Annotated in this window: 20 protein-coding genes; 10 read left to right on the top strand and 10 right to left on the bottom strand. The window is 72.0% G+C overall.

Features of this window, described 5'->3' with window-relative positions:
• The first annotated feature begins 74 nt into the window (after positions 1-74).
• The 8 genes from C7C45_RS18790 to C7C45_RS18755 all read left to right on the top strand — a co-directional run bounded on the left by C7C45_RS18790 (position 75) and on the right by C7C45_RS18755 (position 8172).
• Complete coding sequence (locus C7C45_RS18790; RefSeq protein WP_110564982.1) at positions 75-650, top strand: hypothetical protein; 576 nt, start codon at positions 75-77, stop codon at positions 648-650.
• Between the two features lie 129 nt (positions 651-779).
• Positions 780-1121, top strand: coding sequence for a PadR family transcriptional regulator (locus C7C45_RS18785; protein ID WP_110564981.1), 342 nt, complete (start codon positions 780-782; stop codon positions 1119-1121).
• Positions 1118-2065, top strand: a complete 948-nt coding sequence (locus tag C7C45_RS18780) for a permease prefix domain 1-containing protein (RefSeq protein ID WP_110564980.1) — start codon at positions 1118-1120, stop codon at positions 2063-2065. Before C7C45_RS18785 ends, C7C45_RS18780 begins: the two co-directional genes overlap by 4 nt.
• Positions 2066-2187: 122 nt before the next feature.
• Positions 2188-3459: a sensor histidine kinase gene (locus C7C45_RS18775; protein WP_110564979.1), complete on the top strand. Its 1272-nt coding sequence runs from the start codon at positions 2188-2190 to the stop codon at positions 3457-3459.
• Positions 3456-4154, top strand: coding sequence for a response regulator (locus tag C7C45_RS18770; protein WP_110564978.1), 699 nt, complete (start codon positions 3456-3458; stop codon positions 4152-4154). The genes C7C45_RS18775 and C7C45_RS18770 overlap by 4 nt, the downstream gene beginning before the upstream one ends.
• An 81-nt stretch (positions 4155-4235) precedes the next feature.
• Positions 4236-5129 (top strand): ABC transporter ATP-binding protein, encoded by an 894-nt coding sequence (locus C7C45_RS18765; protein ID WP_110564977.1) that lies wholly within the window; start codon positions 4236-4238, stop codon positions 5127-5129.
• On the top strand, positions 5126-6187 hold the full coding sequence (locus C7C45_RS18760) for an ABC transporter permease (RefSeq protein ID WP_110564976.1): 1062 nt from the start codon (positions 5126-5128) through the stop codon (positions 6185-6187). Before C7C45_RS18765 ends, C7C45_RS18760 begins: the two co-directional genes overlap by 4 nt.
• Positions 6188-6363: 176 nt before the next feature.
• Positions 6364-8172: a carbohydrate binding domain-containing protein gene (locus tag C7C45_RS18755; RefSeq protein ID WP_110564975.1), complete on the top strand. Its 1809-nt coding sequence runs from the start codon at positions 6364-6366 to the stop codon at positions 8170-8172.
• A 69-nt stretch (positions 8173-8241) separates the two neighbouring features.
• On the opposite strand, the gene C7C45_RS18750 is transcribed toward C7C45_RS18755, so the two are convergent.
• A complete protein-coding gene (locus tag C7C45_RS18750) occupies positions 8242-9261 on the bottom strand; it encodes a peptidoglycan-binding protein (RefSeq protein ID WP_167454749.1) in 1020 nt (339 codons plus the stop codon).
• A gap of 253 nt (positions 9262-9514) precedes the next feature.
• On the opposite strand from C7C45_RS18750, the gene C7C45_RS18745 reads away from it, so the two are divergent.
• Positions 9515-10573, top strand: coding sequence for a helix-turn-helix domain-containing protein (locus C7C45_RS18745; RefSeq protein ID WP_208641216.1), 1059 nt, complete (start codon positions 9515-9517; stop codon positions 10571-10573).
• A gap of 13 nt (positions 10574-10586) precedes the next feature.
• Here the strand turns inward: C7C45_RS18745 and C7C45_RS18740 are convergent, their stop codons facing one another.
• The 9 genes from C7C45_RS18740 to pgsA form a co-directional block, all read right to left on the bottom strand.
• The gene (locus tag C7C45_RS18740; RefSeq protein WP_244200440.1) at positions 10587-11210 is read right to left on the bottom strand and encodes a ribonuclease FAU-1 family protein; all 624 of its coding nucleotides are present in this window, start codon (positions 11208-11210) and stop codon (positions 10587-10589) included.
• Positions 11211-11236: 26 nt separating this feature from the next.
• Complete coding sequence (locus C7C45_RS18735) at positions 11237-12190, bottom strand: cyclase family protein (RefSeq protein WP_244200439.1); 954 nt, start codon at positions 12188-12190, stop codon at positions 11237-11239.
• 255 nt (positions 12191-12445) lie between these two features.
• Positions 12446-13198, bottom strand: a complete 753-nt coding sequence (locus C7C45_RS18730) for a YebC/PmpR family DNA-binding transcriptional regulator (RefSeq protein WP_110564971.1) — start codon at positions 13196-13198, stop codon at positions 12446-12448.
• 362 nt (positions 13199-13560) lie between these two features.
• A complete protein-coding gene (gene pdxT, locus C7C45_RS18725) occupies positions 13561-14166 on the bottom strand; it encodes a pyridoxal 5'-phosphate synthase glutaminase subunit PdxT (protein ID WP_110564970.1) in 606 nt (201 codons plus the stop codon).
• A 10-nt stretch (positions 14167-14176) separates the two neighbouring features.
• Complete coding sequence (pdxS, locus tag C7C45_RS18720) at positions 14177-15094, bottom strand: pyridoxal 5'-phosphate synthase lyase subunit PdxS (protein WP_110564969.1); 918 nt, start codon at positions 15092-15094, stop codon at positions 14177-14179.
• Positions 15095-15264: 170 nt separating this feature from the next.
• Entirely contained in the window at positions 15265-15759 is a 495-nt protein-coding gene (locus C7C45_RS18715; protein WP_208641215.1) for a hypothetical protein, read from the bottom strand.
• Between the two features lie 92 nt (positions 15760-15851).
• Positions 15852-17012, bottom strand: a complete 1161-nt coding sequence (locus tag C7C45_RS18710; RefSeq protein ID WP_110564967.1) for a glycosyltransferase family 4 protein — start codon at positions 17010-17012, stop codon at positions 15852-15854.
• Between the two features lie 73 nt (positions 17013-17085).
• On the bottom strand, positions 17086-18018 hold the full coding sequence (locus C7C45_RS18705; RefSeq protein ID WP_110564966.1) for a phosphatidylinositol mannoside acyltransferase: 933 nt from the start codon (positions 18016-18018) through the stop codon (positions 17086-17088).
• A gap of 46 nt (positions 18019-18064) precedes the next feature.
• Complete coding sequence (gene pgsA / locus C7C45_RS18700; protein WP_110564965.1) at positions 18065-18694, bottom strand: phosphatidylinositol phosphate synthase; 630 nt, start codon at positions 18692-18694, stop codon at positions 18065-18067.
• 249 nt (positions 18695-18943) lie between these two features.
• Between pgsA and C7C45_RS18695 the strand changes: the two genes are divergently transcribed.
• Positions 18944-21100, top strand: coding sequence for an elongation factor G-like protein EF-G2 (locus C7C45_RS18695; protein ID WP_110564964.1), 2157 nt, complete (start codon positions 18944-18946; stop codon positions 21098-21100).
• The last annotated feature ends 400 nt before the right edge of the window (positions 21101-21500 follow it).

Raw genomic sequence — 21500 nt, 5'->3', positions numbered from 1 at the left:
TCGGAAACCCGACGAACCGTTGGCCCGGGCGCGGTGACTAACAGGGCAGAGACCCGTCACCGAAGGAGCACATCATGAACCGTCCCTCGATCCTTCTCACCACCGCCGCGCTGGCGCTCGGCACGCTCGTCCCACTGACCACCGCCGGCCCCGCGTCCGCCACGGCGCGCGGCCCGCTCGCCACCGCCGCTTCCGTCGGGCACAGCCACCCGGAGGTGCTCAGCGTCCACGGCGCCGGGGCGTACCGGATCGGCGTCAGCCTGGCGGCGCTCACCGCGGCCGGGCGCATCGACTGGGTGGCGCCGGGCTGCGGCCCGGTGGTGTACGCGGGTGCGACCGGCTCCTGGGCCGGTGTGCTCATGCTGGCGTTCCGCGACGGTCGGCTGGTGGCGGTGGGTACGGCCACCGCGCCACCTCGCTCCCCCGCCGGAGCGACGGTCGGCATGTCCTTCGCCGAGTTGGAGGAGATCTACGGCCGGCGGGGCTCGCTGATCCGCAACGACGCGGGGGACGCCGAGGCGTACCTCGTGCGGGTCGGCTCGCGGGTGGAGTTGTTCACCGGGCACCCGATCCGTCCCGGCGTGGGGTTCTTCGAGGTCGGGGCGGCCAACTTCGTCGAGCGGAACTTCCGGCTGGGATCGGCCTGCTGACCAGCGTCAATCGTCGGGGCGTCCGGTCCGTACCGGGCGCCCCGAATGCTGTCCGTCGCACAGGGCCCGCGAGCAACACGATGATGTCGGCGTAGACAACACTGTGTGGCACACAGTATGGTGTGACACATGGTTAGCGAGGACGTTCTACGGACGCACCTGCAGGAGTTGCGTCGAGGCACCGTCGTGGTGGCCAGCCTGGTCGCGCTGCGGCGACCCGACTACGGCTACGCACTGCTGCAACGGCTCACCGACCACGGCTTCCCGGTGGACGCCAACACCCTCTACCCGCTGCTGCGCCGCCTGGAGGACCAGGGCCTGCTGACCAGCGAGTGGAACACCGAGGAGAGCCGGCCGCGCAAGTTCTACCGGACCAGCGACGAGGGCGAGTCGATGCTGAGCCGACTTCTCGACGACCTCGCCGCCGTGCAGACCTCCATCACCGGGCTGATCCAAGGAGTGGACCGATGAACACCCTGACCAACCGCTACCTCGCCGCCACCCTGCGCTCGGTGCCCGCTCCGCGCCGCGAGGAGATCGCCAGCGAGCTGCGGGCCTCCATCGACGACATGATCGAGGGTCGGACCGACGGCGGCCAGGACGCCACCACGGCCGAGCGGGAGGTGCTCACCGAGCTGGGCAACCCCGACCTGCTGGCCGCCCAGTACGCCGACCGGCGGCTGCAGCTCATCGGCCCGACCTACTACCTGGTCTGGCTGCGCCTGCTGAAGCTGCTGCTCAGCTTCATCCCGGCGCTCGCCGGCACAGTGGTCGCCATCGTCACGGCCGCCGAGGGCAAGGGCTTCGGGGCCATCGGGACCGGCATCGTCGTCGCCCTGCACGTGTTCGTGCACATCTGCTTCTGGCTCACCCTGGTCTTCGCGCTCATTGAACGCTCCCAGACGCCCGTGGACCTGCCGGAGTGGACGGTCGACCAACTGCCCGACACCCCGGTGCACCGGGGAATTCCCCTCGCCGACACCATCGCGTCGGTGGTCTTTCTGGTGGCCACGATTGGCTACCTACCGTTGCAGCACTACCGGTCCTGGGTACGCGGCACCGACGGCGACAACATCCCGGTCCTCGACCCGCCGCTGTGGTCCTTCTGGCTGCCGGCACTGATCGTCGTCATGCTCGGCACCCTGGTGTTCGAGATCGTCAAGTACCGGATCGGGCGGTGGAACTGGGCACTGTTCGGGACCAAGGCGCTGCTGAACCTCGCGTTCTCGGTGCCGCTGGTGTGGCTGGCGCTCTCCGACCGGCTGCTCAATCCGGACCTGGGCGAGCGGCTGAGCTGGCTGGCGGACGCGGACAACCGCAACCTCATCGGGGTCGCCATCGCGGTCGGCACGGCCGCGATCCTGGTCTGGGACCTGATCGACACGGCCCTGAAGACCCGGCGGCAGACCGCGTGAGTGATCCCCGACCCGACGGCCCGACGCGTACCCCGCGTCGGGCCGTCGCCCGTCGACCTGAGTGGACCGACAACAGCCCGCCCGGTCGGCGGGCCCGGCAGGTGGCGTGGCATCGTTCCCGGATGACCGTGGCACAGCAGGGGGAATGGCGCCGCCCGGGTCCAACGGCGGAGCAGCGCCGCAATGACCTGTGGCTCGGGTTGGGGATGACGGGCCTGGCGCTGGTGAGCCTCACCCTGGCCCACAGCACCGGCGCGTTCCTGCTGGGTCCGCCGCCGTCCGGGCCGGAGCAGTTGTGGTGGACCGTCGCGGTGACCCTGCCGCTGATCTGGCGGCGGAGGTGGCCGACCGCCACCCTGCTGGTCGTCTCGGTGGTGTTCATCGCCGCGCAGGCACGATCGGCACCGGAGACCCAGTTCTCCTCCTGGGCCCTGTTCTGCGCCCTCTACACCCTCGGCGCCTGGGGGCAGGACCGTCGGCTGGCCCGCCGGTTGCGCATCGGCGTGATCGCCACGATGTTCGCCTGGCTGGGGATCTACTACGCGGTGACGATCGACCACATCCCGCCCGACGCCTTCGCCGACGCGGCCGGGCCGGTGCCACCGGTGCTCGCCGCGATGGTCAACGGCGTACTGCTCAATGTTCTGGTCTTCGGTTTCGCGTACTTCTTCGGCGAGACCGCCTGGGTTTCCGCGCGGCGTGAGCACGAGCTGTGTGCCCAGGCCGAGGACCTGCGCAGTTCGCAGGCCGAGTCCCGGGAACGTGCGGTGCTCGGCGAACGGGTCCGGATCGCCCGGGAGTTGCACGACGTGGTCGCCCACCACGTGTCGGTGATGGGGGTGCAGGCGTCCGCCTGCCGCCGGGTTTTCGACCGCGACCCGGGCAAGGCCCGCACCGCACTCGCCGCCATCGAGCAGAGCGCCCGCACCGCCGTGGACGAGCTACGTCGAATGCTGGGCGTGCTGCGGACCTCAGGCGACGCCGAGCCGCCCGCCGCCGGCGGCGTCGAACGCATCGGCGAGTTGGTCGAGCGAGCCCGGGCCGCGGGCCTGACGGCGACCCTCGGGGTGTACGGCGACTCGGTCGCGCTGCCCGAATCGGTGTCGCAGGCGGCCTACCGGGTGACGCAGGAGGCGGTGACCAACACGCTGAAGCACGCCGGGGCGGACATGCTGGACGTTCGGGTTCGGTACCTGGCTCGGGAGGTGGAGGTCGACGTGACCGACGACGGGCGGGCCGGTGGCACCGCCAACGCCGTCGGGCTGGGACTGATCGGAATGCGCGAACGGGTCACCGCCCACGACGGCGACCTGGAGACCGGGCCGCGCGCCGGCGGCGGGTGGCGGGTACGCGCCCGCTTCCCGCTGCCGGTCGACGCGGGGCGTTCGGCGTGAACGCCCCACCGCAAGCGCCGATCCGGGTGCTGCTCGCCGACGACCAGCATCTCGTCCGCACCGGATTCCGGGTCATCCTCGAGGTGGAGGACGACATCGAGGTGGTCGGTGAGGCCGCCGACGGCGAGCGTGCCGTCACCATGACCCGCGCCACCGGCCCCGACGTCGTGCTCATGGATGTGGAGATGCCCAGGATGGACGGCCTGGAGGCCACCCGGCAGATCACCGCCGACGGGCCGGGCACACCCGCGGTGCTGATCCTCACGACCTTCGACCGCGACGACTACCTGTTCGCCGCGCTGCGGGCGGGGGCCAGCGGCTTCCTGCTCAAGAACGGCACACCGGAGGAACTCGTCGAGGCGATCCGGGTGCTGGCCAGGGGCGACGGTCTGCTCGCCCCGGAGATCACCCGCCGAGTGATCTCCACGTTCGCCCGTCCCGGAGACCCGTTGGGCACCGCCCACCGCGGGCCGGACGCCGAGGCCGCGCTGGGTGAGCTGACCACGCGTGAACGAGAGGTGCTGATGCTGCTCGCCTCCGGCGCCAGCAACGCGGAGATCGCCGCGACCATCCACCTGGGCGAGGCGACGGTGAAGACGCACGTGAGCCGGGTGCTGGCCAAACTCGGCCTGCGAGACCGGGTGCAGGCGGTGGTTTTCGCGTACGAGAACGGGGTGGTCCGACCCGGCGGGTGACCGGCATCCGCCGCGCGGCGGACCCACCCGCTCCACCGCCCGACGGACGGCGGACCAGGGTATTTGATCTAGCGTGGGTGCGTGACCAGAACGCTTCGCCTCGACGGCGTCGACCGCAGCTTCGGCGACCGGCAGGTACTCAAGAACGTCTCCTTCGAGGTGGCCGCCGGCCGGATGACCGGCTTCGTGGGCGCCAACGGCGCCGGCAAGACCACCACCATGCGGATCATCCTGGGCGTGCTCTCCCCGGACGCCGGCGAGGTGCGCTGGGGTGACACGTTGCTGACCCGGCAGGACCGCCGACGCTTCGGCTACATGCCCGAGGAGCGGGGCCTCTACCCCAAGATGACGACCCGGGAGCAGGTCACCTACCTGGGCCGGCTGCACGGCATGGACGCCCCCGCGGCACGACGTGCCACCGACACGCTGCTGGAACGGGTCGGGCTCGGCGAACGCGGCGACGACCTGCTGGAGACGCTGTCGCTGGGCAACCAGCAGCGCGCCCAGATCGCGGCCGCCCTGGTGCACGACCCCGAGGTGCTGGTGCTCGACGAGCCGTTCTCCGGCCTCGACCCCCTCGCCGTCGACACCGTCGTCACCGTGCTGCGGGAACGGGCCTCGGCCGGAGCGCCGGTGCTCTTCTCCAGCCACCAACTCGACGTCGTGGAGCGCCTCTGCGACGACCTGGTCATCATCGCCGACGGTGCGATCCGGGCAGCCGGCAGCCGGCAGCAACTGCGCGACTCGTACACCGCGCCCCGCTACGAACTGGTGGTGGCGGGCGACGCCGGCTGGGTGCGCGACCACCCCGGGGTGACCCTGGTCGAGCTGGACGGCGCGCGGGTGGTCTTCGACCTGCCGGCCGGCGCCGACGAACAGCCCGTGCTGCAGGCGGCCCTCGCCCGTGGCCCAGTCCGCGCCTTCCGCCCGGTCAGCCCCTCGCTCACCGAGATCTTCCGAGAGGTCACCCAGTGAACATCACCCAGGCCACCCGGCTGGTCGCCGAACGCGAGATCCGAGTCAAGATCCGCGACCGTACGTTCCTGTTCGGCACGCTCTTCTTCCTGCTCGTCGCCGCGGCCGGCACCATTCTGCCGCCGCTGCTCTCCGGCGGTCCGGACACTGTGGCCGTCACCCAGGAGGCAGCTGGGCCGCTGCGGGACGCCGGACTCGACGTCCGCGTGGTGGCCGACGACCGAGCCGCCGAGCAGGCCGTCCGCGACGGTGACGTGGACGCGGCGGTGGTCTCCGGTCCGAAGGTTCTCGCGATGGACGAGTCCCCCACCGACGTGGTCCAGGCGCTGAGCAGCTCGCCGCCGGTGCAGTTGCTCGACCCGGACGCGGTCGACCCGGTGGTGGCGTTCCTCGTGCCGTTCGTCTTCGCGTTCGTCTTCTTCATCACCTCGCAGACCTTCGGTTTGCAGATCGCGCAGAGCGTCATCGAGGAGAAGCAGACCCGGATCGTGGAGATCCTGGTCGCCGCCGTACCGGTCCGAGCGTTGTTGGCCGGCAAGGTGGTGGCCGGCGCCATCCTGGCGTTCGCGCAGATCGCGCTCATCGCCGTGGTGGCGGTGGTCGGCATGCAGATCGGCGACAGCGGTGGCCTGCTCACCCTGCTCGCCCCGGCGATCGGCTGGTTCGTGCCGTTCTTCCTGCTCGGCTTCGTGCTGCTCGCCGCGATGTGGGCGGCGGCCGGCGCCCTGGCCAACCGGCAGGAGGACATCGCCGCCGTATCGACGCCGGTGCAGCTCGCCGTCATGCTGCCGTTCTTCGCGGTGATCTTCCTGAACGACAACGACACCGCGATGCGCGTGCTGTCCTACGTGCCGTTCTCGTCGCCCACGGCCATGCCGCTGCGGCTGTTCAACGGCGACGCGGCCGGCTGGGAGCCGTTCGTCTCGCTGGCCATCCTGCTGCTCGCCGCCGGCGCGTTCCTGGTCGCCGGAGCCCGGGTGTACGAGGGGTCGCTGCTACGCACCAACGGCCGGACCTCCCTGCGGACCGCGTGGCGGGAGCGGGAGACGATCGGCTGAACCCCTGGCCACCCCACGCGGGCGTCGGAGTCCTGATCGGACCCCGACGCCCGCTGCCGTACGGCACCGGTCCGAACGCTGTTCGGCGGCTGCGAACAGGGCGAACGCTCCTACGGTGAGCCGATCCTCACGGCGACGACCTGGTCGTCGCCGGCCCCGGACCGGAAAGGCTCTCGATGACCCCACCGCTCGACGCCCGCCACCACAATCCCGGACGGCACCTCCTGCGCCTCCTCGGCGGGTTGCTCGCGATCGTCCTCACCAGCACCCTCGCGGCCGCCATCCGGCCCGCGCCCGCCACCGCCGCCCCGGGCGACCTCATCCTCAACGGCACGTTCGACAACGGCAGCACCCAACCCTGGTGGACCCGGCTCGCCTCGACCAGCACGACGGTCACCGCCGGGCAACTGCGCGTACGCACCAGCGCGACCGTCGGCAAGCCCGTCTGGGAGGACCTGATCGGCCACTTCGAGTTCGGGGTGACCGCCGCGCAGCCGTACCGGCTGCAGTTCGACGCCTCCGCCGACGTCAACCGTCCCCTGCGCGCCACGGTCTCGCGGGCGGACACGCCCTTCACCTCCGCCGTCGACCAGACCGTCACGCTGACGTCCACGATGCGCCGGTTCACCTTCGACTTCACCGCGCCGTTCGGCGACCCACAGGCGGTGCTCCTGTTCCACCTCGGCGCGCACGCCGCCTCGACGGTCCAGTTGGACAACATCTCCCTCACCCCGCTGCCGGTCGACCCGGCCACCGACCCGATCCTCTACTGGAACGGTGTCCTGCTGGCCACGTACCAGGCGCTGGACCTGCCACCCACCACCTCCTCCCGGGAGGCGGCCATCCTGCACGCGGCGATGCACGACGCCGCCGTCTCGGTCACCGGTGTCGGCAACCCCTACCGGGTGCGGGTGCCGGTCAGCTATCCGGGCACCTTGGAGAACGTCGTCGCGCCGTCCCTGCACGCGGCCATCGACCGGGCCGCGTACGACGTGCTGACCGCCCTGTACGGCGGCCAGGGCCAGACCTACTCCCAGGCGCTCGCCGGTGCGGTCGCCCTGCGGCCATCCGGGGTGAACGCCGCCGAGGTCGCTCGGGGCGACACCGTGGGCGCGGCGGCCGCCGCCGCCAACCTCCAGGCCCGCGCCAACGATGGCTCCAGCAACAACACGCCGTACCCGCTGGACGGCGTGCCCGGGTCGTGGCGGCCGACCAACGGAAAGGCAGCGGTCAGCCCGAACTGGGGGCTGGTCACCCCGTTCGCGCTCACCTCGGGCCGGCAGTTCCGGCCCGGTCCACCGGCCGGCGCCACCGGATACACCGACCTGCTCGGCAAGCAGGAGTACCGCACCCAGGTTCAGGAGATCCGCGACTACGGCGGTCGGACGTCATCGCTGCGGACCCCCGACCAGACGCAGATCGCGTTCTTCTGGGCCAACGACCTGCCCGGCACCTACAAGCCGCCGGGCCAGCTCTTCACGCACACCCGGACCGTGGCTGAGCAGCGCAAGCTCGACATCCTGGCCAACGCCCGACTCTTCGGGCTGGTCGCTCTCGCCCTCGCCGACGCCGCCATCGCCGCCTGGGACGCCAAGTACCAGACCCCGATCGACCTGTGGCGGCCGGTGACCGCCATCGAGGCGAGCGAGGGCCCCGGTTGGCAGCCGCTGTCGCAGACCCGCGACGGCGTGCCGTACACACCTGCCTTCCCGGCCTACATCTCCGGGCACGCCACCTTCGCGGGCGCCTGGGCGGCGGTGCTGCAGAGGTTCTTCGGCACCGACGCGATCGCCTTCGACGCCACGACGGACGACCCGCACGCCGAGGGCGTGGTCCGGCACATGACCGGCTTCGACCACGCCGCCGAGGAGAACGCGATGAGCCGGATCTACCTCGGCGTGCACTACCGGTTCGACGCGGAGGCCGGACTCGCCACCGGCCGTTCCGTGGGCGCGTACGTCTACGCCAACCGGCTGCGACCGTGAGTCGTCAGTCGAGGTAACGGGGGGACGCTCCCCGTCCGGTCCACGGACCGGGCGGGGAGCATCACGTCGTCACCGTGCCGAGGCGCACTGCCAGTGGTCGAAGCCGCCGGTACGCGACCAGACGTCCCGCGCCGCCCGGATGTTCCAACCCGGGTCCAGCGCGGTCGGACGGTCGACACCGAGCCGGGACAACTCCATGTCGCTGAACTGGAACAACCCCCAGCGGCGGGCCCCGTCCGCGACGACCTCCACCCGGTACGGGTCCAACCCGGACAGGCACCGCGCCACCTGCACCGCCCCGGCCGGATCCTCCGGGAAGACCCCCCGCAGGTACGTGCCGATCCGCTCCTCGGGCCAGGCGGCCGGCACCCTCGTACCGTCCGACAACCGGTCGAGCACCCGCCCGTCCACGGTGCCGCTGACCGGCAGGCCATCCAACGCCTGGAAGGCCATCACCCGGCCGGTGGTGTCCGAGCCGAACCAGCCGTCCACCGGCACGTCCAGTCCGCCGGCCACCAGCCGCTCCTGGAGGTCCAGCACGCAGGGACCGTGCATGCCCTGCTGCAGCACCGCCGGACAACCGTCGGTCGGCGAAGCATCCGCCGTGTCGGTCTCGCCGGGTCGCAGCGCCCCGGACGCCCCGACCGTCAGCACACCGAGCACCGCGAGCACCGCCAGCCGAAGCCAGCGCCGGCTCGGCCCGAGCACCCCGGGTCGCGGCGGCGCGGGCGGCGCCGGGTCGTCGAGCGTGGGCTTTTCGACGGCGGTTCCTGCCGGGTGGCTCGGCTGTCGGGCCCGCTCGCTGGCGCGGGCCTCCAGGTCCCGCCGCAGCTCCACCCACCGCTGCACCTCGGCTGCCGAGGTGCCGCAGGCCGCCAGCAGCGCCAGGACGGTGCGTTCCCGGGGCAGGGTGGTCCGCCCCAGCATGGTGGCGAGGGTGCTTGGCGGCAGCCAGTGTCCGGCCGCCGAGGCTCGCCGGGAAATCTCCCGATAGGTCAGGCCGGAGCAGCGCCGCACGTCCCGCAGCAACGCGACGTACTCCCCCGCCGTGGCCGCCTGCGGCAACGGATCCCGGGCAGCGTCATCCATCGAATCTCCCCGTGTCGTCGATGTCGTCGGGCCCGGACCGGTGCCGGTCGGTGCCCGCCGGCCGTACGCCGAGCAGCGGCGCGGCCATCGAGTAACGACGCTAGATAAGCCGGCGGGCGGGGACAACGCCCTGGTCACCGCGGTGGGCTGTCCGCGCAGGTCAGGAAGGCGTGTCCGGGTTTTGTCCGACCACCTCGGACAGTCGCCGGACCCCGGCTTGCCCCCGGCCCCGCGAGGTCTGGACAATCGGGCGATGACCATGGGTGAGCCACGGCCGGACGACGCGGCCGACCCGGCGGAGTTCGTCGAGATGTTGCGCCGACTCAAGGACCGGTCCCGGCTCACCTACCGCCAGTTGGAGCAACGCGCCGCCGCGGCCGGTGACGTGCTGGCCCGCAGCACCGCCGCCGACATCCTGCGTCGGTCCACCCTGCCGCGACCGGAGGTGGTGGCCGCGTTCGTCCGGGCCTGCGGCGCCGAGGATCAGGTCGAGGCGTGGCTGCGGGCGCGGCACCGCCTCGCGGCGGGCGCGTACGCGCAGACGTCGCCCACACCCGACCACCAGCCGGCCGACGGCGCCACCTCGGATCACCCGCCGGCCGACGGCACCGCGCCGAGCGTCGCCCCGGTGGCGGCGCCCTCGACCGTGCCGCGACCGCGGTGGTTCACGCGACCCGCGCCGCTGGCGCTGCTCGCCGTCGGCGCCCTGCTGGCCGCGCTCGGTGTGATCTGGGTTCAGCGCCCCGACGACGAGCCGCGAACGCCGAGCCCACTCGCCGAACGGACCAGTTCGGCGAGCGTCGGCCCCTCCGCCACGCCGGACGTCAGCGCCAGCCCGTCGACCGCGCCGAGTGCCGGCCGCAGCCAGATCCGCCCCGCCCGCAACCCGCAACTCTGCCTCACCGACGGGCGGGACCGCACCGGCCAGTACCCAACGGAGATAGCGGTCCAGCGCCCCTGCGCGGGTGCCACCCCACCGGACACCTACCTGGAACCGGTGACCGATGGCCTGTACTTCATCAAGTGGAACCATCCGGTACACGGTCCGGGCTGCCTCACCGTGATCGACGTCGACCCCGGCCGCAAGCTGCTCGAACCCTGGGAGGACTGCCGGGAGGACAGGTGGACTCAGCTGTTCCGCTTCGAGCCGACCGGGTCGGCGCCGAGCGCCTTCCGCATCCGGCCGGCCCGCACCGACCTGTGCGTCGGTCTCCACGACGACGACACCGAAGAGTCGGCCGAAGCGCTGGTCGAGCCGTGCACCACCAGCGCGGACCAGGTGTTCCTGGTCGACGCGCTGCCCCCGGAGTGACCGCCCGCGCGGGTCAGCGGGCCGGCGGCACCTGCTCCCAGCCGGCCGGCAGCGGGGGTACCGACCAGGTCGGGTCGGGCTGCCACGTCGCCCACGCCGGGTCCCACCAGCGCTCGCCCGCGTCGAGCAGCGCGGCGACCCGGTCACCCTCGGCCTGGATCGCGTCCCCCATACCCGGGTAGCGCCCCTCGACGAGGCGCTGGGCGAACATCTCCACGTCCTTCCAGACGTACCGGTCGGCGTCCGCCGCCCACCACAGGTCCAGCTCGTGGTCCAGGGTGTCCACCCCGATCGGCGTACGCCGCACCGGGTCCTGGAGGTTGAAGTACCACCCGACGAAGTCGCGACCCGGGCCGGTCCAGAACACGTCGACCGAGTGGGCCTCGCCGGGACGTTGCAGCATCAGCTTGCCGTGGCCCGACCAGGAGCGGTGCCCGGCGGTCTCCCACGGGTGCCGTCCACACGGAAAGGCGCCGGTCTCCGGGAAACCGAACTCGGCTCCGGACGGGAGGTAGAGGGCGAGCAGGTCGGGCGAGTCCTCGACGCAGATCGTCGGGCAGCCGAACCACACCTCGCCACGCAGAACCTCACGCCGGACGACCACGTCACCCGGGGAGAACCGGTGTGGTTGTCCCACGGATCGCACCTCCTCGTGGACCACGGTCAGAATGTGGCGATCGGGTTGACCGGGCTGCCGGACGTGCCGGCGAAGCGGACCGGCGCGACCGCCAGGTGGAAGTCCCACTGGCCGAGGTCGGCAGCCGTTGTCGCGCACGCCTCCAGGTCGCAGTTGTCGAGCATCCACAGACCCATCGCCACGAGACTCACGGCGTGCACGGGCATCAACACGTCGTCGTACCCCGACGGCTGAACGTCCTGGGGGGTGTCAGCGCCGATCAGGGCGACGCCACGTTCGTGCAGCCACGGCAGGCAGGACGCGTGCCAGCCGGCCTGCGTGAAACCGCTGGCCTCGCCGGCCTCGTGCCGGAAACGGCCGTACCCGGTCCGCAGGAGTACGGCATCGCCGGGTCGCACCTGTACGCCCTGGCGACGCTCGGCCTCCTCGAGATCCTCGGGAAACACACCCTGCCCCGGTTGCAGCCACGGCACATCCCGGACCCTCGCCACGTCCAGCAGGACACCACGGGTGATGATCCCGTTCGCCGCCGCCGTGACAGCCGCCCACGCCGATCCCGTCGCGGCGTCGACCAACGAGTGCGACCGCCCGTTGTACATCAGGCCGTCCCAGAAGATGTGGCACGGCGAGTCGATGTGGGTGAGGGTGTTGCCGTGGAACGCGATACCGAGCTGCTCGGACGAGAAGCCCCAGCGCCGGTCGGCGTGGAAGGCTGCCGGCATGTTCTCGGCACCCGGCATGTCGGCGGTGCACGGGCACGCCGTCGTCGACCGCTCCATGTCCCGCGGTGCGGCGACCTCCCACGCGCAGGACACGCTCCTGCCGTGCCGCACGGCCCGCGCCGCCGCCAGCCGGACGTCGTCGGTGATGTGGTTCAGGGTGCCGAGCTCGTCGTCGTCGCCCCACCGGCCCCAGTTCGACAGCGTGTCGAAGTACCCGAGAACGTCGTCCTGCGTCGGCATCGTTCGCCCTACCGTCATCCCCGCATCGACTCCTTCGATCACGCGCTTCGAAGCACCGCAGGCAGGGTATCCCGAGCCGCTGCACGCCCCTCAGGTGCGCCCAAGATCCGCGCAACGCCGGGGATGTCGCCGCAGGACGCCGGCAGACAGCAGTTCCCGAAAGTAGCGCGGAGCCTCCGCCGATCGTCCGCCCTGCCCTGTCGGGCCGAGGTTTCGATCGTCGGAGGCTCCGCACATCACACGTGCCGGTATTGCCGAGCGAGCGGCAGGCTCTCAGGCGTCCACTGCCGCCATCACATCGTCGGAGATGTCGAAGTTGGCGTAGACGTTCTGCACGTCGTCGCAGTCTTCCAGGACGTCGATCAGCTTGAAGATCTTGCGCGCGCCCTCTTCGTCCAGCGGGACGTTCATGCTGGGGATGAGGGAGGACTCGGCCGACTCGTACTCGATGCCGGCGTCCTGCAGCGCGGTCCGCACCGCGATCAGGTCGGTCGGCTCGGAGACCACCTCGTACGCCTCACCGAGGTCGTTGACCTCCTCGGCGCCGGCCTCGAGGACAGCCAGCATCACGTCGTCCTCGCTGGTGCCCTCCTTGGGCACGATCACCACGCCCTTGCGGGAGAACAGGTACGACACCGAGCCGGCGTCGGCGAGCGAGCCGCCGTTGCGGGTCAGCGCGGTGCGCACCTCGGTCGCCGCCCGGTTGCGGTTGTCGGTGAGGCACTCGATGAGCATGGCCACGCCGTTCGGGCCGTACCCCTCATACATGATCGTCTGCCAGTCGGCGCCGCCGGCCTCCAGGCCGGAGCCGCGCTTGACGGCACGGTCGATGTTGTCGTTCGGCACCGAGCTCTTCTTCGCCTTCTGGATGGCGTCGAAGAGCGTCGGGTTGCCGGAGGGGTCACCGCCGCCGGTTCGTGCGGCCACCTCGACGTTCTTGATCAGCTTGGCGAACATCTTGCCGCGCTTGGCGTCGATGACGGCCTTCTTGTGCTTGGTCGTCGCCCACTTTGAGTGGCCGGACATCTTCTACCTCCGTTGCTACCCGCCGTCTGCATCGACCGCACCGCGCACGCCCCGCTCCCGCCGGCGCACGCGGAGGTGCCGGTCAGCTCTGGTGGAAGCCGTGGCGGGCAGATGGCCCTGCCGAATCTCCGCAATCCTACCGACGTCCCCCGGGTCGCTGTCATGCACCGCGCGTGGCGACTGCGTCCCGCCCGCCCGGAGCAGGGCAGACGGGACGAAATCCCCCGGACCGGCTACGTTCCCAGCAGCGCCCGGTCCACCGGACGCAACGCCCGGGACCAGGTCACGACCTCGGCGAGCATCGTGGACAGCTCCGGCATCCGGGGCAGCTACGCGCGGTCGCCGGCGGAGCGCCGACGCCGTCAGGAGACGCTGCGGACCAGGTCCACGAAGTACGCGTGCACGCGCAGGTCACCGGTCAGCTCCGGGTGGAACGAGGTGGCCAGCAGGTTGCCCTGCCGGACCGCCACGATCCGGTCGGCGGCCGGGCCGTCGGTCACCGACCCGATCACCTCGACGCCGGCACCGACCCGCTCGACCCACGGCGCCCGGATGAAGACCGCGTGGAACGGCTCACCGGGCACCCCGGTGATGGTCACCGGCGCCTCGAAGGAGTCGACCTGCCGCCCGAACGCGTTGCGCCGCACGGTCATGTCGATGCCGGAGAAGCCCCGCTGGTCGGGTCGGCCGTCGAGCACCTCGGTCGCCAGCATGATCATGCCGGCGCAGGAGCCGTAGACCGGCATGCCGTCGGCGATCCGCTTGTCGATCGGCTCGCGCATCTCGAAGATGTCGGCGAGTTTGCTGATGGTGGTGGACTCGCCCCCGGGGACGACCAGGCCGTCCACCGCGTCCAGCTCCGCCGGGCGGCGGACCGGGCGGGCGTCGGCGCCCGCCGCTGCCAACGCCGCCACGTGCTCGCGGACATCCCCCTGGAGCGCGAGCACACCAATCACGGGTACGACCACGGTCTTTACCTCACCAACCGCGCTCGGCCAGGCGGTGCGGCTGCGGGATCTCGTCGACGTTGATGCCGACCATGGCCTCGCCGAGACCACGGGAGACCTTCGCCAGCACGTCCGGGTCGTCGTGGAAGGTGGTGGCCTTGACGATCGCGGCGGCCCGCTGAGCCGGGTTGCCCGCCTTGAAGATGCCGGAGCCGACGAAGACACCCTCGGCGCCGAGCTGCATCATCATCGCCGCGTCGGCCGGGGTGGCGATCCCACCGGCGGTGAACAGCACCACCGGCAGCTTGCCGCTCTCGGCGACCTCCTTGACCAGCTCGTACGGGGCCTGCAGCTCCTTGGCCGCGACGTACAGCTCGTCGGCCGGCAACGAGGTCAGCCGGGCGATCTCCTGACGGATCTTCCGCATGTGGGTGGTGGCGTTGGAGACGTCCCCGGTGCCCGCCTCACCCTTGGAGCGGATCATGGCCGCGCCCTCGGTGATCCGCCGCAGCGCCTCGCCGAGGTTGGTCGCGCCACAGACGAAGGGCACCGTGAACGCCCACTTGTCGATGTGGTTCGCGTAGTCGGCCGGGGTCAGCACCTCGGACTCGTCGACGTAGTCCACGCCCAGCGACTGCAGGATCTGCGCCTCCACGAAGTGGCCGATGCGGGCCTTGGCCATCACCGGGATGGAGACCGCCTCGATGATCCCGTCGATCATGTCGGGGTCGCTCATCCGGGACACCCCGCCCTGCGCGCGGATGTCGGCGGGCACCCGTTCCAGGGCCATCACGGCGACCGCGCCGGCGTCCTCAGCGATCTTGGCCTGCTCGGCGTTGACCACGTCCATGATCACGCCGCCCTTGAGCATCTCGGCCATGCCACGCTTGACGCGGGCGGTGCCGACGACGGGGGCGGTACCGGTGTTCGAGTCGGTGTTTTCGGGCACGGATCATCGCTCCTTGAAGGCGCTCTGGGGGTGGCAGCGAAAATGCTACGCGCAGGTCAACGCCACACCGACAGCCAATCAGACCCCCGGTGGCCTGCACTGTGGCCCTGCTCACCGGTCCCGGCGGCGGTGTCGTCGGCGGCCCCGGGAGCCGGCGCACGGCGACAGGTTCAGGTGGCGGAGACGTCCGCCGGAACGATCAGGGTCGGATCGTCGATGTCGAAGTAGCGCGGCCACTCCCGGCCCCGCCCCATCCGCAGCAACCGCACCAGCGGCCGGCTACGCGCCGAGCGGGCATCCCGGACCAGATCGGTGTGCACCTGCCGCGACAGTGCGAGCCGACGACTGGCGGCGATGACCGCCCCGCAGTCCGGATCGCCCGGATCCAACTGGACGGCGCGCAACTGCCGCGTGAGGTCGTTCTCCGCCGCCTCCCGCTCATCCGGGCTGGCGTCCAAGGCGATCCGGGCCGCCGCGTACAGCTCGACGCCGAAGTGCCGTTCGGCCAGCACGGCGGCTGCCGCGGCCCGGCGCAGCAGGTGGGCGTCGAGGGCCCGGGCCGCCAGCTCCGCGCGGCCCTGTAGCCGCTCCACCCGGCCGGCCGTCCAGATGAGGTACGCCGCGACCAGCCCCAGGACCACGCTCGCGGCCACCACCCACCACATGTGCCGCATCGTAGTGCCGCTCCGTTTCGCCTCCGCTGAGGCGCGGCCACGCCGGTCACCCCGGCGTCATCCGCACCATCTGTCACACCGGCTCAGCCCAGCCCCACCCACTCCTGGTCGATGACCCGCCCGTCGGTTGCCTCGATCGCCGCTGCGTATACCTCCAGAACGCGGCGAGCAACCACCGGCCAGTCGAAATTCGCCACCACCTGATCGCCGCAGGCGCTCAGCGCGGCCCGCCCGGCCGGATCGTCCAGCAGCTCGGTCACCGCGTCGCGCAGCCCCACCGGGTCACCGGTGGGGAACAGCCGACCCGCGCGCCCACCGTCGAGCACCCGCCGGAACGCGTCCAGATCGCTGGCGACCACTGTCGTACCCGCGGCCAGCGCCTCGGTGAGGATCATGCCAAACGACTCGCCGCCGGTGTTCGGCGCCACATAGAGGTGCACACTGCGCAGCATTCGCGCCTTGTCCGGTTCGGTGACCAGGCCGAGGAACGTGACCCGCTCGTGCAGCTCGGCCGGGAACTGGTCGTACAGGTCGTCGGAGTCACCCGGGCCGGCGACGAGCAACCGCAGCCCGGGCCGGGTGGCGGCCATCGCCACGAACGCGTCGCGCAGCACCGGAAAGCCCTTGCGCGCCTCGGTGAACCGGCCCAAAAAGCCCAGGGTGCCACCGGTGCCCGGCGCGCACTCCCCCGGCCAGCCCGGCAACGGCTCGGCGTCGGCGAACTTGGCCACCGCCACCCCGTTGGGGATCTCCACCGCTCCGCCGTCCATGTGCTCGACCTGGACCTTGCGGGCCAGCGCGCTGACCGCGATCCGGGCGGTGATCCGCTCCAACACGATCTGGAGCACACCCTGCGCGGCGGCCAGCACCCGCGAACGGGTCATCGCGGTGTGGAACGTGGCCACCACCGGACCGCGGGCGGACAGCACGGCCAGCAGGGACAGGCTCAGCGTGAGCGGCTCGTGCACGTGCAGCACGTCGAAGTCGCCGTTGGTGAGCCAACGGCGGACCCGGGCGGTCGAGACCGGGCCGAACGCGATCCGGGCCACCGACCCGTTGTACGGCAGCGGCACCGCACGACCGGCGGACACCACGTACGCCGGCAGCGGCGAATCCTCGTCGGCCGGGGCGAGCACGCTGACCTCGTGGCCGAGCGTGATCAGCGCCTCGGCCAGGTCCATCACGTGGTTCTGCACGCCGCCGGGCACGTCGAAGGAGTACGGGCACACGATGCCGATCCGCATGCGTCAGCGCCTCCCGTCCCCGACGGCGGGCCGCCGCTGCGGCGCACTCCGCGCACCTATCGTGCCCACCTCCTCAGGCCTGACCGGAGGTCGACGAGGGCAGCGCCGTGCCGTCTCCCGCCGCCCGCTGGTCCAGCCACATCCGCTGCAACATGTGCCAGTCTTCCGGATGCTCGGCGATGCCCGCCGCCAGACGGTCGGCGATCAGCTGGGTCAGCGACCGGACCCGCTGGTCCAGGGGCCCCACCTCGGGCCCCGGCACCGGCAGCGGGCCGGCGAGCGACGCGCACGCCGCGTCCGGTTCGTACCACATCGAGGCCACGTAGAGCGGCGCGCCGGTGTGCAGCGCGAGCAGCGCCGGCCCGGCCGGCATCCGGGTCTTTCCGCCGAAGAAGTCCACCTCCACCCCACGGGCGGAGAGGTCCCGGTCGGCCAGCAACGGCACCACCGCACCGGCACGTACGCGGTCCAGCAGCACGTCGAACGCTGGACGCGGCCCGCCGTGGGTCGGCAGGATCTCCATCCCCAGGCCCGCCCGGAAGGCCATGAAACGCTTGTACACGCCCTCCGGCTTGAGCCGTTCCATCACCGTGGTGATCGGCCCGATGGTGGCCGCCACCCAGGCGCCCGCGGCGTCCCAGTTTCCGGCATGCGGTAGCGCCACCACGGCGCCCCGGCCGGCGGCCACGTCGGCGGCCAGCAACTCCGCGCCGTCGAGTCGGAAGCCGGACTGGATCTGCGCACGGCTCAACGCGGGCAGCCGGAACGCTTCCATCCAGTACCGGGCGTACGAGCGGAGCCCGCGCTTGACGAGATCGTCCAGCTCGGCCTCGGGCAGGTCCGGGCCGACCACCCGGCGCAGGTTGGCGCGTAGTCGGGCCGTACCCCCGCCCCCGCGACGGTGGGCGCGGTCCGCGCCCGCCTGGAACGCCGCCGCCACCAGCGGCCGGGGTAGCGCACGGACCACCCGCCAGCCGGCGATGTAGCCCAGCTCGGTGAGGTTCACGCGGCCCGGCCGCCGGTCGTCCGGCGCCGGGTCGCCGACGCGCCGCTCACGCCTGGCCGTTCGGCTGGAGCTGCTGGGCCTGGCGGTAGACGTGCGTCATCCGCTGCCCCACCGTGAAGATCGATACCGCGGCGAGCAGCCAGAGCGCGATCTCCAACGCCGGGTCGAGACCGACGCCGGTGAGGATCCCGCCGACTCCGACGATCAGCAGCCGCTCGGTGCGCTCGGCGATGCCCACGTTGCAGGTCATGCCGAGCCCCTCGGCGCGGGCCTTGACGTAGGAGACCAGACTGCCGGCGGCCAGGCAGACCAGCGCGGCGGCCACCCCGGAGTAGTTGTTCTCCGTGGCCAGCCAGTAGGCGACCGCGCCGAAGACGGCACTGTCGGCGACCCGGTCCATGCTTGAGTCGAGGAACGCGCCGAATTTGGTGGAGCCGCCGCTCATTCGGGCCATCGTCCCGTCGAGCAGGTCGGTGAGCGCGAAAACGGTCACGATTAACGCGCCCGCGACCAGGTGGCCGCGAGCACCGAAGCCGAGTGCGCCGACGAGCACACCAACGGTGCCCGCGACGGTGACGGCATTGGGGGTGACGCCCGCGCGCAGGAGGGCACGGGCAATCGGCTCGACGACGCGGGTCATCCCCGCGCGGGCCGACACTTGGAAGATCTTCGCCATGGCGGTCCCCACGATAACGGTCCGCCCAGCTCCGGCGATACGGCCGCCCCTCCGACCCGCCCGGGGGAGGCTTGTGCCTACCCGGCAACGGGTGTGAGATCGAGCCGGAGGGTGAGCCAGCTCACCCGTCCGCCCGTCCGGTTCCCGCTGTGCAGCAGACCACCGGAGGATATCGCCGCGCACTCGCCCCGGGCCGCTTCCCCGTCGCGCGGCGGTCGCCACCACCACCGGCTGAGGGAGGTGCGCCCCATGGCGCAGAAAAATCAGGACAAGGGTTCCACCGGCGGCACGCCGGTGGTGACCGAGCCCGAGCGGGTACGCAACGTCGTGCTCGTCGGGCACTCCGGAGCAGGCAAGACGACCCTGGTCGAGGCGCTGCTCGCGGCGACCGGCACGATCGGCCGGGCCGGCACCGTGGTCGACGGCACCACGGTCGGTGACCACGACCCCGCCGCCGTACGCCAACAGCGTTCGGTCAGCCTGTCCTGCGCACCACTGCTGCACAACGGCATCAAGGTCAACCTGCTGGACACCCCCGGGTACGCCGACTTCGTCGGCGAGCTGCGCGCCGGGCTGCGGGCCGCCGACGCGGCCCTCTTCGTCGTCTCCGCGGCGGGTGGCATGGACGCGGCCACCGTCGCGCTGTGGGAGGAGTGCGCCGCGGTCGACCTGCCCCGCGCGGTCGCGGTGGCGCGACTGGACCAGCCCCGCGCCGACGTCGACGAGACGGTGGCGCTCTGCCAACGCCTCTTCGGCGACAACGTGATGCCCCTCTACCTGCCGATGCTCGGCGACGACGGCGTGTCCACCGAGGGCCTGCTCGGCCTGATCACCCGCCGGGTCTTCGACTACTCCGCCGGGCTGCCCGCCGACGTGCGCGACCCGGACCCGGAGCACCAGCGGGCCATCGACGAGTCCCGCGACGAGCTGATCGAGGGGATCATCGCCGAGAGCGAGGACGAGACCCTCATGGACCGCTACCTCGACGGCGAGGAGATCAGCGACGAGGTGCTCATCGACGACCTGGAGAAGGCTGTCGCCCGGGGGCACTTCTACCCGGTGGTGCCGGTCTGCGCCCAGACCGGTGTCGGGCTGGACGTGCTGCTGGAGGTGCTGACCGCCGCGTTCCCGTCGCCGCTGGAGCACGAGTTGCCGGCGGTCGCCGGCGTGGACGGCTCCCCCCGCCCACCGTTGACCTGCGACCCGGCCGGGCCGCTCGTCGCCGAGGTCGTCAAGACCACCGTCGACCGGCACGTCGGTCGGGTCTCGCTGGTCCGGGTCTTCTCCGGCACGCTGCGCCCCGACCAGACCGTGCACATCTCCGGGCACGGCCTGACCGAACGCGGCCACCCCGACCACGACGCCGACGAGCGGGTCGGGCACATCTACACCCCGCTGGGCGCCACCCTGCGCGAGGTGCCGGTCTGCGTGGCCGGCGACATCTGCGCGATCACCAAGTCGGGCAGCGCCGAGACCGGCGACACCATCTCGGCCAAGGACGACCCGCTGCTGATCGCCCCCTGGGAGATGCCCGAGCCGATGCTGCCGGTGGCGGTGGTGGCCCACAGCCGCGCCGACGAGGACGCCCTGGCCCGCAACCTCGCCCGCCTCGTCGCCGGCGACCCCACCCTGCGCCTGGAACGCAACCCGGAAACCCACCAACTGGTGCTCTGGTGCATGGGCGAGGCACACGCCGACGTGGTGCTCGACCGGCTGCGCGCCGGCGGCGTCGAACTGGACACCGAGCCGGTCAAGGTGTCGCTGCGCGAGACACTGACCGTGCCCGCGAAGGGGCACGGCCGGCACGTCAAGCAGTCCGGGGGCCACGGCCAGTACGCGGTCTGCGACATCGAGGTCGAACCCCTGCCCCCGGGTGGCGGCTTCGAGTTCGTCGACCGGGTCGTCGGCGGCGCGGTGCCACACAACTACATCCCGTCGGTGGAGAAGGGCGTTCGCGCCCAGCTCGAGCGCGGCCTCGTCGCCGGTCACCCGGTGGTGGACCTGCGGGTGACCCTGGTCGACGGCAAGGCGCACAGCGTCGACTCCTCGGACGCGGCCTTCCAAACCGCGGGCGCGCTCGCCCTACGCGACGCCGCCGACCGTGGCCAGCCGGCGCTCCTGGAGCCGATCGACGAGGTCACCATCCAGGTGCCGGACGGCTCGGTGGGCACCGTGATGGGCGACCTGTCCGGCCGCCGCGGCCGAGTGCTCGGCACCGAACCGGATCCGGACGCCGAGGGCCGCACCCTCGTCCGCGCGGAGGTGCCGGCCACCGAACTGCTTCGGTACGCCGTGGAGCTGCGCTCGATGACGGCCGGCACGGGCACCTTCCGCCGCCACTTCGTCCGTCACGACCCCATGCCCGCCCACCTGGCCGACCAGATCCGCAAGGAACACACTCCCTGACCCTCGCCCCGCCGCGCCCGGTTCCCGCGATCCGCGAGGCACTCGTGCTCGACAGCGGCGGTGGGGCGGGGTGGGCGTGCCATGTCGTGCGCCTGTAGAGCTGCCCCAGATCTGGGGCAGCTCTACCCGCGCGCCGAGACCCGACCGAGCCACCGCCCCAGGCGCACCGCAGCCTCGCACCCCACCACGACCCGACCAGGCCGCCGCCCCAAGCCACCGCCCCAGGCGCACCGCAGCCTCACACCCCACCACGACCCAACCAGGCCGCCGCCCCAAGCCACCGCCCCAGGCGCACCGCAGCTTCGCACCCCACCACGACCCGACCAGGCCGCCGCCCCAAGCCACCGCCCCAGGCGCACCGCAGCCTCACACCCCACCACGACCCAACCAGGCCGCCGCC

Source organism: Micromonospora arborensis, assembly GCF_003205615.1.
GTDB classification, from domain to species: domain Bacteria; phylum Actinomycetota; class Actinomycetes; order Mycobacteriales; family Micromonosporaceae; genus Micromonospora; species Micromonospora arborensis.
This window is presented reverse-complemented; position numbering and strand designations above follow the sequence as displayed.

Coding starts and splice junctions, on each gene's coding strand:
- C7C45_RS18790 (WP_110564982.1), top strand. CDS start 75: ATGAACCGTCCCTCGATCCTTCTCACCACCGCCGCGCTGGCGCTCGGC.
- C7C45_RS18785 (WP_110564981.1), top strand. CDS start 780: ATGGTTAGCGAGGACGTTCTACGGACGCACCTGCAGGAGTTGCGTCGA.
- C7C45_RS18780 (WP_110564980.1), top strand. CDS start 1,118: ATGAACACCCTGACCAACCGCTACCTCGCCGCCACCCTGCGCTCGGTG.
- C7C45_RS18775 (WP_110564979.1), top strand. CDS start 2,188: ATGACCGTGGCACAGCAGGGGGAATGGCGCCGCCCGGGTCCAACGGCG.
- C7C45_RS18755 (WP_110564975.1), top strand. CDS start 6,364: ATGACCCCACCGCTCGACGCCCGCCACCACAATCCCGGACGGCACCTC.
- C7C45_RS18750 (WP_167454749.1), bottom strand. CDS start 9,261: ATGGATGACGCTGCCCGGGATCCGTTGCCGCAGGCGGCCACGGCGGGG.
- C7C45_RS18745 (WP_208641216.1), top strand. CDS start 9,515: ATGACCATGGGTGAGCCACGGCCGGACGACGCGGCCGACCCGGCGGAG.
- C7C45_RS18735 (WP_244200439.1), bottom strand. CDS start 12,190: ATGACGGTAGGGCGAACGATGCCGACGCAGGACGACGTTCTCGGGTAC.
- C7C45_RS18730 (WP_110564971.1), bottom strand. CDS start 13,198: ATGTCCGGCCACTCAAAGTGGGCGACGACCAAGCACAAGAAGGCCGTC.
- C7C45_RS18715 (WP_208641215.1), bottom strand. CDS start 15,759: ATGTGGTGGGTGGTGGCCGCGAGCGTGGTCCTGGGGCTGGTCGCGGCG.
- C7C45_RS18710 (WP_110564967.1), bottom strand. CDS start 17,012: ATGCGGATCGGCATCGTGTGCCCGTACTCCTTCGACGTGCCCGGCGGC.
- pgsA (WP_110564965.1), bottom strand. CDS start 18,694: ATGGCGAAGATCTTCCAAGTGTCGGCCCGCGCGGGGATGACCCGCGTC.
- C7C45_RS18695 (WP_110564964.1), top strand. CDS start 18,944: ATGGCGCAGAAAAATCAGGACAAGGGTTCCACCGGCGGCACGCCGGTG.